General features: G+C 31.9%; 13 protein-coding genes. 12 read left to right on the forward strand and 1 reads right to left on the reverse strand.

Going from position 1 to position 17316, the window contains the following annotated elements; all coding sequences use genetic code 11:
- Positions 1-9 precede the first annotated feature (9 nt).
- The 12 genes from uvrC to CA_RS02845 all read left to right on the forward strand — a co-directional run bounded on the left by uvrC (position 10) and on the right by CA_RS02845 (position 16343).
- Positions 10-1881 carry an excinuclease ABC subunit UvrC gene (gene uvrC, locus CA_RS02790; protein WP_010963830.1) on the forward strand — a complete coding sequence of 624 codons (1872 nt, stop codon included), beginning with the start codon at positions 10-12 and terminating at the stop codon, positions 1879-1881.
- Positions 1882-1885: 4 nt separating this feature from the next.
- Positions 1886-2620 carry a phosphatase gene (locus tag CA_RS02795; RefSeq protein ID WP_010963831.1) on the forward strand — a complete coding sequence of 245 codons (735 nt, stop codon included), beginning with the start codon at positions 1886-1888 and terminating at the stop codon, positions 2618-2620.
- A gap of 53 nt (positions 2621-2673) precedes the next feature.
- On the forward strand, positions 2674-3591 hold the full coding sequence (gene murB / locus CA_RS02800; RefSeq protein WP_010963832.1) for a UDP-N-acetylmuramate dehydrogenase: 918 nt from the start codon (positions 2674-2676) through the stop codon (positions 3589-3591).
- A gap of 154 nt (positions 3592-3745) precedes the next feature.
- On the forward strand, positions 3746-4630 hold the full coding sequence (gene rapZ, locus CA_RS02805) for an RNase adapter RapZ (protein ID WP_010963833.1): 885 nt from the start codon (positions 3746-3748) through the stop codon (positions 4628-4630).
- Entirely contained in the window at positions 4627-5982 is a 1356-nt protein-coding gene (locus CA_RS02810) for a gluconeogenesis factor YvcK family protein (protein WP_010963834.1), read from the forward strand. The genes rapZ and CA_RS02810 overlap by 4 nt, the downstream gene beginning before the upstream one ends.
- Before the next feature lies 1 nt (position 5983).
- On the forward strand, positions 5984-6937 hold the full coding sequence (gene whiA, locus CA_RS02815) for a DNA-binding protein WhiA (RefSeq protein WP_010963835.1): 954 nt from the start codon (positions 5984-5986) through the stop codon (positions 6935-6937).
- A gap of 3 nt (positions 6938-6940) precedes the next feature.
- A complete protein-coding gene (locus CA_RS02820) occupies positions 6941-8245 on the forward strand; it encodes a CBS domain-containing protein (protein ID WP_010963836.1) in 1305 nt (434 codons plus the stop codon).
- Positions 8246-8260: 15 nt separating this feature from the next.
- The gene (locus CA_RS02825) at positions 8261-8545 is read left to right on the forward strand and encodes a Dabb family protein (RefSeq protein WP_010963837.1); all 285 of its coding nucleotides are present in this window, start codon (positions 8261-8263) and stop codon (positions 8543-8545) included.
- A gap of 7 nt (positions 8546-8552) precedes the next feature.
- Positions 8553-12056 (forward strand): DNA polymerase III subunit alpha, encoded by a 3504-nt coding sequence (locus tag CA_RS02830; RefSeq protein WP_010963838.1) that lies wholly within the window; start codon positions 8553-8555, stop codon positions 12054-12056.
- Positions 12057-12312: 256 nt separating this feature from the next.
- The gene (gene pfkA / locus CA_RS02835; RefSeq protein ID WP_010963839.1) at positions 12313-13272 is read left to right on the forward strand and encodes a 6-phosphofructokinase; all 960 of its coding nucleotides are present in this window, start codon (positions 12313-12315) and stop codon (positions 13270-13272) included.
- 89 nt (positions 13273-13361) lie between these two features.
- Positions 13362-14783, forward strand: coding sequence for a pyruvate kinase (pyk, locus tag CA_RS02840; RefSeq protein WP_010963840.1), 1422 nt, complete (start codon positions 13362-13364; stop codon positions 14781-14783).
- Between the two features lie 285 nt (positions 14784-15068).
- A complete protein-coding gene (locus CA_RS02845; RefSeq protein WP_010963841.1) occupies positions 15069-16343 on the forward strand; it encodes a dihydroorotase in 1275 nt (424 codons plus the stop codon).
- 18 nt (positions 16344-16361) lie between these two features.
- Here the strand turns inward: CA_RS02845 and CA_RS02850 are convergent, their stop codons facing one another.
- Complete coding sequence (locus CA_RS02850; RefSeq protein WP_013913518.1) at positions 16362-17159, reverse strand: sugar nucleotide-binding protein; 798 nt, start codon at positions 17157-17159, stop codon at positions 16362-16364.
- Positions 17160-17316 lie beyond the last annotated feature (157 nt).

Consider the following 17316-nt stretch of genomic DNA (forward strand, 5'->3'; position numbering starts at 1 on the left):
GGTAACTCTATGTTTGATTTTGAATACCAATTAAAGAATCTTCCTGATAAACCAGGAGTTTACATAATGAAAAATTCTCTCGGAGAAGTAATATATGTTGGAAAGGCAAAGATACTTAAAAATAGAGTAAGGCAGTATTTTAGGAATTCCAAAAATCATTCAGAAAAAGTTAAGGCGATGGTAAAAAATATTTCCGAATTTGAGTATATAGTTACAGATTCTGAAATTGAAGCTTTAATTTTAGAATGTAATTTGATAAAGAAATATAAACCAAGATACAATATATTGCTAAAGGATGATAAACACTATCCTTTTATTAAAGTAACTATGAATGAAGATTTTCCTAGAATTATTGTTACTAGAAATATGGTTAAAGACGGCTCTAAGTATTTTGGACCTTATCCGGATGTTTCAGCAGTACATGAGACTGTAGACCTTATGAGAAGAATCTTTCCCATAAGAACATGCAAGAAATATATAAAAGAAAATGGAGAAAATATAAGACCATGTCTTAATTATCATATAAAGAGGTGTAATGCTCCTTGTGCTGGACTCATAAGTAAAGAAGAGTACGGAGAAATAATAAAAAAGGCTGTAGGACTTATATCTGGGAAAAATAATGATATAATAAGAGAGTTAAAAGAAGAAATGGAGAAAGCCTCCATGAATCTTGACTTTGAAAAAGCAGCAGATCTTAGAGATAAAATGCTAGCAGCACAAAAAGTTACAGAAAAGCAGAAGATAATAATTGGTAACTTTGAAAATGAGGATTATATAAGTTTATATAGCGATGAGAAGGATAGTTGTGTGCAAGTGTTCTTTTTGAGAGAAGGAAAAATCGTAGGAAGAGAGCATTTTATTGTTGAGAACACAGCTGGAGAAAATGAAGGTGACATAATAGGAGAATTCATAAAAGAATTTTATAGTGGAACTGCATATGTCCCTAAGAGTATATATGCTTCTGCTGGAGAGGATTTGAATCTTCTAGAGAATTGGCTTACAATGAAAAGAGGCTCAAAGGTAGAGATAAAGATTCCACAAAAGGGTGAAAAGAAGGACATAATTGAAATGGTCAAAAGAAATTCAAAAATAACCCTGGAGAAATTCAAAATAAAGCTTTTGAGTGATAAAAGATTAAATGAAAACATACTTATAGAAATGACGGAGGTTATTGGACTTGAAGAGGTTCCGCATAGGATAGAAGCCTATGATATTTCCAACATTCAAGGAGTTGATTCTGTAGGTTCTATGATTGTATTTGAAGAGGGGAAACCTAAGAATAGTGACTACAGGCGTTTTAAAATAAAGACTGTAAAAGGTGCAAATGATTATGATAGCATGAGAGAAATTTTGACTAGAAGATTTAAGCATGGATTAGAGGAAGTTAACTCAATAGTAAATAAAAATCTTTCACTTAGTGCAGGTAAGTTTTGCGTTTTTCCTGATCTTATACTTATGGATGGAGGAAAAGGGCAAGTTAATATAGCTCTTGAGGTTCTTAAAGAGTTTAATATTGATATACCAGTATGTGGTATGGTCAAGGATGATAGACATAATACTAGAGGTATAATATACAACAATAATGAAATAGATATAAAATCTAATAGAAAAATAATTAACTTTGTTACAAGAGTACAAGATGAAGTACATAGATTTGCAATAACCTATCATAGAAGTCTTAGGGATAAGAGGGTTCTTCATTCAGTACTGGATGATATTCCATACATTGGAGAAAAAAGAAGGAAAGCTTTATTAAAGCATTTTGGAAGTATAGAAAATATCAAGAAAGCGACCTACGAGGAACTTATGAAAACACCTTCTATCGACAAAAAAGCTGCAGAAAGTATTGTTAGTTATTTTAGAGGAAGAAAGGGAGAGTGAAAAATTGAAATACCTTATTGATTTACACACGCATACTATAGTAAGTGGTCATGCATATACCACTTTACTTGAAAATATAAAACAAGCATCTCAGATTGGGATAAAAATACTTGGAACTTCTGAACATGGTCCTAAAATGCCAGGAGCACCTCACATATGGTATTTTGGTAATATGAATAAAGTACCAAGAAAGATTTATGATGTTACTGTTTTAAGGGGATGTGAGGCAGATATATTGAATTCTAATGGTGATTTAGATATTCCAGAAAGAATACAAAATGAACTAGATTATATTATTGCGAGTTTGCATGATGTTTGTATAGAACCAGGTACTATTGAAGATAATACAAAAGCTCTTTTAAATGCCATGAATAATCCTAATATAGATATTTTAGGACATACAGGAAACCCCATGTATCCAATAGATATAGATGCTGTAGTTAGTAAGGCTAAGGAAAAAAATGTACTTATCGAGATAAATAATGGTTCACTAAGTGGCTCTAGAGAGGGTAGCTATGATAATTGTAAGAAAATAGCACAAGCTTGTAAGAAAAAAGGCGTAAAAGTAATTCTTGGAACAGATTCTCATATAAGTTTTACTATAGGAAACTTTGATAAAGTACAGAAATTGCTTGATAGCGTTGATATGCCAAAGGAACTTATCATGAATACGGATGAGAAAAAAATAGTTGAATATTTAAAAGCTAAAGGTAAACTTAAGAATTTTAATCTTGAATAAGCCTATATTTTAAATTATACTAACTTTATATTAATAATTTGAGGAGATGTACTATGGATTACTTTCAAGATTTTATAGCAGCATTAAGCAATTTTATAAAAAAGGATAATCTTAAGATTGACGTCCCAATGAAAAACCATACTTCTTTTAAGGTTGGTGGTCCGGTAGACGTTTTAGTGATGCCAGAAAAGTATGAAGAAATTAATAGAATAATAGAACTTTGTGAAAAATATGATGTTAATTACTATATAATTGGAAATGGTTCAAATTTGCTTGTTAGAGACGGTGGACTAAGGGGAGTAGCTATAAAATTATTAAAATTGAATAAACTTCAAATTGGCAATAATAAAATTATAGCTGGATGCGGAGTACCTCTTGGATATTTAAGCAGAAAAGCAAGAGATAAATCACTTACTGGTCTTGAATTTGCATGTGGCATTCCAGGAAGTGTTGGAGGAGCTGTTGCTATGAATGCAGGAGCTTATAATGGAGAAATTTCTAATGTAGTAGAAAGTGTTCTCGTAATAGACAATAAAGGTAAAATGAAAAGGCTTTATAGGGACGAACTTCAGTTTGGATATAGATCAAGTGCTATATTGAAACACAAATATATAGCATTAGAGGTAACATTTACTTTACAAAAAGGTGATAGGGAAAAAATAGCTAATAGAATTGATGACCTTATGAGAAGAAGGATTGAAAAACAGCCTTTAGAATACCCATCAGCTGGAAGCACCTTTAAGAGACCAGTTGGACATTTTGCTGCTAAGCTTATAGAAGATAGTGGGCTTAAGGGTAAAGGAATAGGTGGAGCTCAGGTATCTGATAAGCATTCTGGATTCATTATAAATAAAAATGATGCAACTGCAAAAGATATATTAGATTTAATAAAATTTGTACAAAACACTGTAAAATCAAAATTTAATGTTGAATTGGATACAGAAGTTAGAATTATAGGTGAGGACAAATAATAGAGTGAGGAATCACATTGATTATTTAGAAGTGACTGTGATTAGAATGGACATTTACAGTCACTTTTATGCTATAATTAATTAATAAATAAGTATTGAAATTAAAACTTAACTACAAACTATATAAATAGACAAATAAAGGAGGCAAGGTTTTATGAGATTTGTTATTGTTACAGGATTATCAGGTGCAGGAAAAACACAGGCAATAAGGAGCCTTGAGGATCTTGGATATTTCTGCATTGATAATTTACCTCCAGCATTAATACCAAAATTCGCACAGGTTTGCTATGAATCAGAAAGTAAAATTAATAAGATAGCTCTTGTTATAGATATAAGAGGTGGAGAATTCTTCGACAATCTTTTTGAAAGCTTAAAGTACCTTAAAGAAGCAGGGTATAAGTATGAGATATTATTTCTCGATGCAGATAATGAGGTACTTATAAAAAGATTTAAAGAATCTAGAAGAAAACACCCTTTAGCACCAAATGGTAGAATATTAAATGGAATACAGATGGAACGTAAAAAGCTTAAGACACTATATAATATGGCTAATAATGTAATAGATACGTCTAAGCTTGCTACAAGAGAGTTGAGAGAAAAGATAAATTCAATTTACCAGGAAGAAGGTCAAATTGAGAGTAAACTTATAGTAACTGTAGTTTCCTTTGGTTTTAAATATGGAATACCAGTAGATTCTGATTTGGTATTCGATGTTAGATTCCTTCCTAATCCATTTTATATACCGGAATTAAAACGTTTTTCAGGTATAGAGAAGCCTGTTAAAGATTATGTTATGTCATTTGATCAAACGAAGGAATTTGTAAATAAAATAGAACAATTGTTAAAATTTTTAATCCCAAATTATCTAAAGGAAGGTAAAAGGCAGCTCATAGTTTCTATAGGATGTACAGGTGGAAGACATCGCTCTGTTACCATTGCAAACGAGATCTATGAAAGGCTTAAAAATGATGGCGAAACTGTTAATATAGATCATAGGGATATAGAAGAGGATATTAATAAAGGTGGTAAAAAACTATGAAATTTATTGATTGGATAAAGCCTGGCATTAAGCTTAAAAGGTGGATTATGCTTGGGGGAATGGGAGTGTTATTTATTTCCTTTGCTCTAGCAGAATTAATCACTAAGGGAAGTTATTATAATGTATATTACAAGGCTTTCTATATATTCTTAATAGTAGTCGGAGCATTTATCCTCTATATTTCTCTAACGCAAGGAATGAAGTCCATAATATCACTAATAAATAAGGGGTACTTAAATGTATCTTTAGATTCAAGGAAACTAGGAAATCTTATATATGAAAAAAGACTTTTAGTTAAGGGACCTAAGATAGTTGCTATTGGTGGAGGAACTGGATTATCAACTATGCTTAGAGGTCTTAAGTATTATACTTCAAATATAACAGCAGTTGTTACTGTTGCAGATGATGGAGGAGGTTCAGGGGCATTAAGAGAGGATCTTGGAATACTGCCACCTGGAGATATAAGAAACTGTATTTTAGCTTTATCTGATACAGAACCATTAATGGAGGATTTACTTCAATATAGATTTAAAGATGGAAGACTTAAGAATCAAAGCTTTGGAAATCTATTTTTGGCTGCAATGGATGGTATATCAACTAACTTTGAGGAAGCAGTTCATAAAATGAGTTCTGTACTTGCAGTAACGGGTAAAGTTCTTCCTGTAACACTGGACAATGTTGTTTTAAAAGCAAAGCTAAAAAATGGAGTAGTTGTAGAGGGTGAATCTAATATACCAGAGCAGGCAATTTTATATGAAAGTCCTATAGAAAAGATATTCATAGAACCTGAAAATGCAAGAGCACTTCATGAAACTGTTCAGGCAATAAAGGAAGCAGATGCTGTAATACTTGGACCTGGAAGCTTGTTTACTAGTGTTATACCAAATCTTTTAGTTAAAGATATAGGGAATGCACTTTTAAAAACAAAAGCTCTTAAACTATATGTCTCAAATATAATGACACAGCCAGGAGAAACAGATAATTTTTCTGTATCGGATCACGTGAATGCAATAACGAAGCATGTGGGTGGCAAAGTTGTAGACTACACACTTGTTAATAATGGTACTGTAAGTGAGAAATTAAAGAAAAAGTATTTTGAAAAAACTTCTGAGCTTGTAAAAATCGATAAAAATGAACTTGATAAAATTGGCGTTGGAATAGTAGAAGGCAATTTTATCAAAATAAAAGATGGTTTTGTTAGACATGATTCAGATGAGATTGCAAAAATTTTAGTAGAAACAATAATGGATAAGAAATTATTCTATGATAGAAAGAAAATAATAGAATACTTCTATTTGTCACAAAGACTTAAAGAAAATAGAAAATTAGAAAAAGAAAACAGGGGTAATTAGAATGTCATTTTCATCTAAAGTTAAAAGCGAAGTTTGCAGATATGATGATTATAGTAAGGGTGAAGCTATTGCGGTTTTGTCGGCTGTGATGAAGGCCAGCGGAACATTGGCTCTAGAGGGAAATAGAAAGATAAGCTTTAAAATCATCACCGAAAATCCGGCTATAGCAAGGCTCATTTTTAAATTATTGAAGAAGTATTTTGATATACATACTGAAATAATGATGAAAAAAAGCAATTCTCTTAAGAAAAATAACGTATATGTTGTTTCCATAACAGAGGATATGGGGGTAAGAGAACTACTTAAAACTGTTGGAGTTATGAAAAATGAGGATGGTATAGTAACATTAAGCTATGATATTCCAGAGTTTGTAGTAAAAGATGATGAAAGCAGAAAAATGTACATAAGGGGAGCTTTTCTTGGAGGCGGTAGCGTAAGTAATCCCGAGAAAATGTATCATCTTGAATTTGTAACTCATAATGAAGATTATGCTTCTAATCTTAGGGATTTGATTAATACCTATGGATTGAATTCAAAGGTTATACAGAGAAAAAACAGCTATGTAGTTTATATAAAAGAGGGAGAGCAGGTAGTAGATTTACTTAATATAATAGGAGCGCACTCGAGCCTTTTAGAATTGGAAAATATAAGAATAATAAAAGAGATGAGAAACAATATTAATAGGCTTGTTAACTGTGAAACTGCCAATTTAAGTAAAACTGTAAATGCTTCTGTAAGGCAAATAGAGAGCATAAAGCTTATAGAAAAACAAATAGGACTTTCTAGATTGCCTGAAAACCTTAGAGAAGTGGCAAAACTTAGATTGAACTATCCAGATGAATCCTTAAAGGAGCTCGGTAAGATGCTGGAACCTCCAGTTGGAAAATCAGGCGTGAATCATAGACTAAGAAAAATAGAAAAGATAGCAGAAGAGCTCAGAAAAGAGGGGAGATAGTAAATGTCTAAGCACGAAGAGATAATAAATTATATTATGTCTTTAAAAGCTGGTACTAAAATATCTGTAAGGGGAATAGCAAGTGATTTAAATGTAAGTGAAGGAACAGCATATAGAGCTATAAAGGAATGTGATAACTTAGGATTGGTAACTACAATACCAAGAGTTGGAACGGTAAGAATAAAAAAGGTCGAGAAAAAAAACATCGAGGCTCTTACATATAGAGAAATTGTAGATATAATCGAAGGAACTGTAATAGGCGGAGAAAATGGTATAGATAAGGTTTTAAAAAAGTTTGTAATTGGTGCTATGACAACAGATGTTATAGGAAAATACATAGATCCAGGAAGCCTTATGATAGTTGGAAATAGAGAAGATGTTCAAAAACTTGCTATATTAAATAACATGGCAGTTCTAATAACGGGTGGCTTTGATTGTAGTAAGGAGATAAAGAAGCTTGCAAATGAAAAGTGTCTCCCAGTAATATCTTCCAATTACGACACTTTTACAATAGCTAGTATAATAAATAAGGCTATATCTGAGAATCTGGTTAAGAAGGATATAATTCTTGTAGAGGATATAATGGACGAAACACCTAGCTATCTTAAAAATTCTGATACCATAGATAAGCTTAGAAATTACTCTGAAGAGTTAAATATAAATGTTTATCCTGTAATAGATAGAAGCAAGAAGCTAGTCGGAATAGTATCGGTAAAAGATGTTAGCGATGCCGATGACAGCGAAACCATAGAAAAATATATAAATAAGCATCCATTAACGGTTAACTATAAGACTACTGTGGCATATGTTGCACATGTAATGGGATGGGAAAGTATATCTATGTGTCCAGTTATAGATAATAATAATAGGCTTTTGGGAATCGTTACAAGGAGTGAAGTCATAAAAGCACTTCAATATATATTAAGACAGCCGCAGATAGGAGAAAAATTAGAGGATCTTATACTTAAAAATTTTGATTACTCCTATGTAGAAAACGGAATGAGTTTTTTAGGCAAAATAGTGCCAGAAATGCTTGAACCAATAGGTACAGTATCTTGGAATTCTTTAAATATGCTCCTGTCTACTGCAGGTGTTATGACACTTAAACAGCAAAACAATACAAACATTTCCATAGATAGTATTTCTACATACTTTTTAAAACCTGTTCAAATGGATAATACAATAAGCATAAATACAAGAGTTTTAGGAATGGGAAGATATTTTGCCAATGTAGAAGTTGATATGTTAAATGATGATATGGAAAGCATAGCTAAAGCCATACTTTCCGCGAAGTTATTAAAGGTATAATGGGAGGGAAAACTTATGTTAACACACATTGTATTTTTTAAATTACATGACAAAAAAGACGTAGGCAAAGTAAAACAAATTTTAGAATCAATTGAGGGAAATGTAGAGTTTGCAAGAAAAGTTAAGGTTGGTATAGATGTTGTTCATTCAAAAAGAGCCTATGATATAGCACTTATAGTGAAGTTTGACTCTTTAAAGGATATGGAAACATATCAAGTACATCCATATCATGTGGATGTAGTTATTAAAAATACAAAAGATTTAATACAGAGTTCTGTTTCAGTAGATTTTGAAGATTAGAGAAGGGATGATTACATTGGAGGCTGAATTTAAAGATTTTGTTCATCTTCATGTCCATACCGAATACAGTCTCCTTGATGGTTCTGGTAAGGTCAAGAAATTAGTTGAACGAGCTAAAGAGCTTGGCATGAAGAGTATTGCAATAACAGATCACGGTGCAATGTATGGATGTGTAGAGTTTTATAAGGCAGCAAAGGAAGTTGGTATAAAACCTATAATCGGATGTGAAATCTATGTAGCAGGAAAATCTATGCATATAAAACATCCTGATGCTGAAAATGAAACATATCATCTAGTTTTACTAGTGAAAAATGAGATTGGATATAAGAACTTAATGGAAATAGTTTCAACAGCTTCAATAGAGGGCTTTTACTATAAGCCTAGAGTTGATCATGAATATCTAATGAGTCATAGTGAAGGACTTATAGCTTCAAGCGCATGTTTTGGAGGAGAGGTTCAATCTTATATATTAAAAGATAATCTTGAGAAGGCAAAGAAAGCTGCACTTTTTTATAAAGAAACCTTTAAGGATGGCTTTTATTTAGAGTTGCAATATCATGCACTTAAGGATGATATGAAGGTTAATGATACCTTGGTAAATATGTCTAAAGAACTTGATATACCGCTTATAGCGACTAACGATGTTCATTACATAAATAAAGAGGACTCTATTGCACATGATATACTTCTTTGTATACAGACAGGTAAGACTATCGATGAAGAAAATAGAATGAGGTATGCTCCTGAGCAATTTTATCTTAAAAGTCAAGAAGAAATGTATGAACAGTTTTCTTATGTTAAGGAAGCTTTATTAAATACATCTAAAATAGCCGATGAATGTAATTTTGAATATAAGTTTCATGAGTCAAAGCTCCCTAATTTTCCTCTTCCAGAGGGTGAGGACCACTACGAATACTTAAAAAAGTTATGCTATGAAGGTTTAAATGAAAGATATAACCCAATTACAGATACCATTAAGGAAAGACTTGAGTATGAACTTGGAATAATAAAAGAAATGGGGTATGTAGACTATTTTTTGATAGTTTGGGATTTTATTAAGTTTGCAAGAGAAAATGGTGTGCCAACAGGACCAGGCAGGGGGTCAGCGGCAGGATCAATTGTAGCATATACACTTGGAATAACCAAAATTGACCCAATTAAGTACAGTCTGATTTTTGAAAGATTTCTAAACCCAGATAGAGTTTCCATGCCTGATATAGATAGTGATTTTTGTTATGAAAATCGTCAAAAGGTAATAGATTATGTTGTGGAGAAGTATGGAAAGGATTGTGTGTCCCAAATTGTAACCTTTGGAACTATGGCAGCAAGATTGTGTATAAGAGACGTTGGAAGAGCTATGAATTATTCCTACGGTGAGGTTGATAAAATAGCTAAGATGATTCCAAATGTTCTTAACATAAATATAGATAAGGCACTTGAAATGAATCCAGAACTCAAGGCTATTTATGATGACGATGATAGAATAAAGGATTTAATAGATATATCAAGAAAGCTTGAAGGACTTCCGAGACATACGTCTACTCATGCAGCTGGAGTTGTTATATCCTCTCAGCCTCTTGTAAATTATGTACCGCTTTTAAAAAATGAAGAATCCATAGTAGCTCAATTTACTATGGGAATTCTTGAAGAGCTTGGACTTCTTAAGATGGACTTTTTAGGACTAAGAACCTTAACGGTTATAAATGACACTATAAAAATGGTAAAACAAAATAGAAATATTGATATAGATATTGATGATATAGACTTTGATGATTATGGTGTTTACAAGATGATAGGTGAAGGGAAAACAGTAGGAGTATTTCAGCTAGAATCTGCTGGTATGACTAGTTTTATGAAGGAGTTAAAACCAGATAGTTTAGAGGATATAATAGCAGGAATAAGTCTCTACAGACCAGGTCCTATGAATGAAATACCAAGATATATAAGAAATAAAAATAATCCAGAAGAAATAAAATACGTTACTCCAGAACTTAAACATATTTTAGATGTCACCTATGGCTGTATAATATATCAAGAGCAGGTAATGCAAATAGTAAGAGATTTAGCAGGATATTCAATGGGAAGAAGTGACCTTGTAAGACGTGCTATGTCTAAGAAAAAGCATCATGTTATGGAAGAAGAAAGACATAATTTTATACATGGAGTTGTTGATGAAAATGGCAATGTTGAAGTGCCAGGATGTATAAAAAATGGAATTTCTGAAAAAATAGCTAATGAGATATTTGATTCAATGATGGATTTTGCAAGTTATGCTTTTAATAAATCACATGCGGCAGCCTATGCTGTTGTGGCATATGAAACTGCATACTTAATTCATTATTATCCAGCAGAATATCTTGCAGCTATGCTTAATAGTGTTATGGGTAATAGTGAAAAGGTAGCTTTTTATATAAGGTGTGCAGAAGAGCTTAAAATTCAAGTTTTACCTCCTGATATAAATGGAAGCTATTCAAGGTTTACCGTAAAGGAAGACACTATAAGATTCGGTCTTGCTGCTATTAAAAATGTAGGTTTTAATGTAATAGAGAGTATAGTAAGGGCTAGAAACGAAAAGGGAAATTTTATTTCTTTCACGGATTTTTGTAATAAAATTGATACCTCTGAGGTAAACAAAAGAGCAGTTGAGAGTATAATAAAATCAGGAGGATTTGATACTCTTGGAGTTTATAGGTCAAAGCTTCTTGCAGTTTTTGAAAAGATAATGGACGGAATTTCAGGGCAGAGAAAGAAAAATATAAAAGGTCAAATGAATTTATTTACTGACTTTGTACAAGACGATTACGAAGAAGTTGAAATTCAATATCCAGATATAAAGGAATTTGATAAAAAATACTTACTTGCCATGGAAAAAGAAATGACAGGGCTATATCTATCAGGTCATCCACTTGAAGATTATGAAGAAACTTTAAAAAATATGACTAGTATAAAAATATCAGATATAGTAGCACCTCAGTCTCTAGAAGATAATGATGGTGTAAAGCTTGATGAAAATACAGATGTTCAAGATGGTACTAGAGTTATTATAGGCGGAATTGTGACTTCTGTAACTAAAAAGGTTACAAGAAGCAATACAATGATGGCTTTTATAAAGTTAGAAGACATGTATGCAGCTATAGAAGTTGTTATATTCCCTAAAATCCTAGAAAAAAATGCCTCTTACATAAATGAAGATGAGATGGTGATAATAAAGGGTAGGATAAATAAAAGGGAAGACGAACAGCCTAAGGTAATATGTGAAGAGATATCACCTATTATAAAAAATACAGAGAAGATATATGTGCTTGTTGAAGATGATACTGCTGTTAAAACTTCATTAAAAGAAATAAGAAAAATGCTGCTTTTATATAATGGAGACACTCCAATATATATGTGCACGAAGAAGGATAGAAAGAAATTTCTTATTGATAAAGCTTTATGGGTTCAAAAGGAAGTTGAGGTAATTAAATTTTTAACGGATAAATTTGGCGAAAATAATGTAAAAGTGATATAATTAAAAGTAGGTGTTTTGTACATAATAATATCAGAAGGTAAACACATAATTACTATGGATACAAAATACTTACTATTTCTTTATTTATATAATGGAAATATGCATATTTTTTATAAAACCATTGAATATTTTTACTTTTTCGATTAAAATTATATACGAAGAAATTTGGAAGTTGTTGTTTTAAGGTATCTATGAATAATTGTTTCTATAAACAATCTGGGACAAATTAAGTCCCTGCGGTCATGGGAGGTATAATATGAAAACAATAGCTGTTTTAACGAGTGGTGGAGATGCACCAGGTATGAATGCTGCTATAAGAGCGGTAGTAAGAACTGCCATTGAAAAGGGTATTAATGTTAAGGGCATACAAAGAGGGTACAGTGGCCTTATAAATGGCGAAATATTTGATATGAATAGACACAGCGTATCAGATATAATACAACGAGGAGGCACTATTTTAAGAACAGCACGTTGTCCAGAATTTCTTAAAGAAGAAGTTAGACAAAAGGCAGCAAATGTTTTAAGGGTTTTTGGTATAGATGGTCTCGTTGTAATAGGTGGAAATGGTTCTTTTATGGGAGCACAAAAGCTTTCTAAGCTTGGAGTAAAGACGGTTGGACTTCCGGGAACAATCGATAATGATCTTCCATATACAGATTACACCATAGGTTTTGATACTACACTTAATACTGTATTAGACGCAATTAATAAACTTAGAGATACTTCTACTTCTCATGAAAGAGTAAGTATAATCGAGGTTATGGGAAGAGATTGCGGTGATATAGCTCTGTTTTCTGGAATAGCTGGAGGAGCAGAAAGTGTAATAATACCTGAAATTGGTTATGATTTTAATGAGCTTTGTAAAAACATCTTAGAAGGAAAATTAAGAGGAAAAATGCATAATCTTATAATACTTGCAGAAGGTGTTGGAGGAGCAGCTGAGCTTGCAAAAAAAGTTGAAGAAGTTACTGGTATAGAAACCAGATCCACAATACTTGGTCATATTCAAAGAGGAGGAAGTCCATCAGCCTTTGATAGAATGCTTGCATCTAGAATGGGAGTAAAGGCTGTAGAAGTCTTAATGGAAGGAAAAACCTCTAGAGTTATAGGTATTAAAGAAGGAAAAATAATGGATCAAGATATTGATGAGGCTTTAGCAGTTCCAAGAAGTTTTAATAAAGAGTTATATGATATAGCAAATATGCTTTCAAAATAGACAGTAATTAGTCAAATGATTAATTCACATATATAAAATGATTTTTTTTCAAATCACAATTTATATAAAAGATGAGGAGAGAATATACAATGCAAAAAACTAAAATGATTTTTACAGTTGGACCAGCAAGTGAGACAGAGGAGATTGTAACAGCTTTCATAAAAGCTGGAATGAATGCTTCAAGACATAACTTTTCACACGGTGATCATGCAGAGCACGGTGGAAGAATAGCTTTAGTAAAAAAGGTTAGAGCAAAGCTTAATAAGCCTGTAGCTATATGCCTTGATACTAAAGGACCAGAAATAAGAACTGGAGATTTCAATCCTTCAAAGCTTGAACTTCAAAAAGGTTCAAAATTTACTATCGTTTGTGGCGAAGAAATAGTTGGAGATGCTACAAAATGTTCAATATCATATAAAGATTTATACAAAGATGTAAAACCAGGAAACACTATATTAATAGATGATGGTTTAGTTGGACTTACAGTAGAAGCTATAGAAGGAACAAATGTAATTTGTACTGTAGCAAATACAGGATTAGTTGGAAGCCATAAAGGAGTAAATGTTCCAAACGTTTCAATACAACTTCCTGCAATGACAGAAAAAGATAAGAGCGATTTAATATTCGGATGTAAAGAAGAAATAGATATGGTAAGTGCATCATTCATAAGAAAACCTGAAGATGTACTTGCAATAAGAAAAGTATTAAATGAGAATGGCGGAGAAAACATTCAAATATTCTCTAAAATTGAAAATCAAGAAGGCGTGGACAACATAGATGCTATTATAGAAGTTTCTGACGGAATAATGGTAGCTAGAGGAGATATGGGAGTTGAAATTCCTATACAAAGAGTTCCATTAATCCAAAAAATGATAATCAAAAAATGTAATGCAGTAGGAAAACCTGTTATAACAGCAACTCAAATGCTTGATTCAATGATGAGAAATCCAAGACCTACAAGAGCAGAAGCTTCAGATATAGCAAATGCTATATTTGATGGAACAGATGCTATAATGTTAAGTGGAGAAAGCGCTAATGGATCATATCCAATAGAAGCTGTAACTACAATGGCAAAAATAGCACAAGAGGCAGAAAATGAAATCAATTATGATAAATTCCTAGCAGAAAGAAAAGGAAATGAAAAGAAAAATACTTCTGATGTAATAAGTCTTGGAACTTGCACAGCAGCAGCAGACTTAGAAGCTTCAGCAATAATAACTGCAACTCAAACAGGAAGCACAGCAAGAACAGTTTCAAAATATAGACCAAAAGCACCTGTAATAGCAGTTACTCCATCTGAAAAAGTAGCAAGAAAACTTGCAATGAGCTGGGGAGTACACCCTATAATATCTGATAAATTTGGTTCAACTGATGAACTTATCTCTACTTCAGTAGATAAAGCCCTTGAAGCAGGATATGTACAAAAAGGAGATCTTGTAGTTGTAGCTGCAGGTGTACCAACAAATGTATCAGGTACTACAAACATGCTTAAAGTTCAAGTTGTTGAGTAATATTAATAATTTAAGATAATATAATAATTTATATTATAAATTAACTAAAACCCAATAAAAAGAAGGGATTGTTTGACATAGGGGCTTGCAATCTCTTTTTTTATACATCAAAATATAAAAATGTGTGTAAAAAGCTTTTATTATGGTTATAATAGTAAGATAGTAAAATATAAGAAATATAAATAAAATGGCAACTAATTTTTGTTTTTGCACCTTCGGGTGCTTTTTTGTATAATAAATTATAGTAATTCCTTAAATTAAAAATATTAATGGAAGAGGTTTTTTATGATAATTATAAAAAATGGGTACGTAATTGATCCTTTAACAAAACGTGAAGGCAAATTTGATATTTTAATAGATGGAGAAAATGTAGTTAGAATATCACAGGATATAGGAATTGATGATGATATAGAAGTTATTGATGCCGAGGATTGTATAGTTTCACCAGGCTTTATTGACATTCATAGCCACTTTAGAGATCCTGGTTTTACTGAAAAAGAAGATATAATTACAGGGGCAAGGGCAGCAGCTAGAGGTGGATATACAACGGTAATTTGTATGGCTAATACTAATCCGGTTGTTGATAATGTGGAAACTTTAAGATACATAGTGGATAAAGCAAAGACTGCAAAAATAGAAGTACTTCAGGTAGGAACTATAACAAAGGGAATGCAGGGAGTTGAGCTAGTAGATATGGAAGCTCTAAAGGAAGCCGGAGCTGTTGGATTTTCTGATGATGGAAAACCTATAATGGATTCAAGACTTGTACTTGAGGCAATGCAAAAAGCCAGGGAATTAGATGTTCCATTAAGTTTTCATGAAGAAGACCCTAAATTAGTATATGAAAGTGGAATAAATGGTGGAAAAGTAGCAGAAAAACTTAATATGATGGGAGCATTAGAAGAAGCTGAGACAGTTCTAACTGCTAGGGATGCTGCGCTTGCTGTATCAAGTGGTGCTAAAACTAATATACAACATATAAGTTCAAAAATATCATTAGGTATTATAAAGTTGGCAAAAGAAATGGGAGCTAACATAATAGCCGAAGCTACTCCTCAGCATTTTAGCATTACAGAAGAAGAGATACTAAATTGTGGTACTAATGCAAAAGTTAATCCACCACTTAGACGAGAAGATGATAGAAAGGCAATAGTAGCAGCTCTTAAAGACGATACTATACAGGTTATAGCAACGGATCATGCTCCTCATACTAAAGATGAAAAAGCAAGGGAATTTAAGGAGGCTCCAAGTGGAATGATAGGACTGGAAACGGCTCTTTCACTTGCGGTAACTAATCTTGTTAAAACAGGGGACTTAACTTATAGGGATATGATATCAAAGTTAACAATAAATCCCGCTAGGTTTTATAACTTAGATAGAGGATATATAAAAGAAGGTCACAGAGCGGATATTGTAATATTTGATCCCGATGAAAAGTACACTGTAAAGGAAGAGGAATTTCAATCTAAAGCATCAAATTCTCCTTTTATAGGTAAAGAGCTTTTTGGTAAGGTTAAGACCACTATATATAATGGAAAAATAGTATATGAAGATAAATAGAGGAGCCTATAGGCTTCTTTATTTAGTTAAATAATCTATTACATAATTATTAGTTATAGACAAATTAGAAGGAAATTCGTTAGTACGTTTTGACAAAATTGAGAAATAGCCTGTATCCTCAAAGTTATCTGAAATTTTGGTATTACTAAACCCTAGCCTTTTTATTAATTCAATGTAAAAAGACTTATAGTTCACTATATCCCTTGAAGTTAAATGAAAGATTCCTCTCAAATTATGATTTATTATATAATAAAGCTGTTTTGCTATTATTACATCTATAGTTGTATTAATAAAGAGTTTTGGATATAAAGTGATTTCTTCATTATTTTCTAAGGAATTTAATAGATTAGCCATTCGTTTTGAAGTTTTTCCCCAAACTTGAGGAATTCTCAATATACAACAATTGTCATCAAGTATCTTTATAAGTTTATTCTCACAAGCTATTTTATATTTGCCATAATTGGTTTGAGAAATTGGAATATCGTCTTCAAAATGTGGAGTATTTAAATTTCCATCAAATACATTTGTAGTGGAGAAAAAATACAACTTCCCGCCGTTGGTTCTTAAAAATTCTCCTGCCCTTATGTGAGTAAGTAGCTGTTTCTTAAAATCACCCCTTAAACATGAAATCACAATTTCAGGGTTGATTTTTTTTAATAGATGTTTCAGAGTGTTTAAATCGTCAATATTAAGTTTAAAATTGCCCTTTGTATTATATTTTATTTGGTTTGTAAAGTATGTTGCATATATATGAAAAGCAGTATCACCAGCAAACTGATTTATTATTGCAGAACCTACAAGCCCGCTTCCACCCAATATTAAAATTTTTTTTATAAAACTATCAACTCCTTATTTTATTATAGAACATAATATTTTAGTACAACAATATGATTTGCAAATACATTGAAGTAATTGTGAATAAAAGTTCCTTAAAGAGTAGAAAATACAATAAGTGATATATAGGGTTTATAAA

The organism is Clostridium acetobutylicum ATCC 824 (genome assembly GCF_000008765.1).
GTDB classification, from domain to species: domain Bacteria; phylum Bacillota; class Clostridia; order Clostridiales; family Clostridiaceae; genus Clostridium_S; species Clostridium_S acetobutylicum.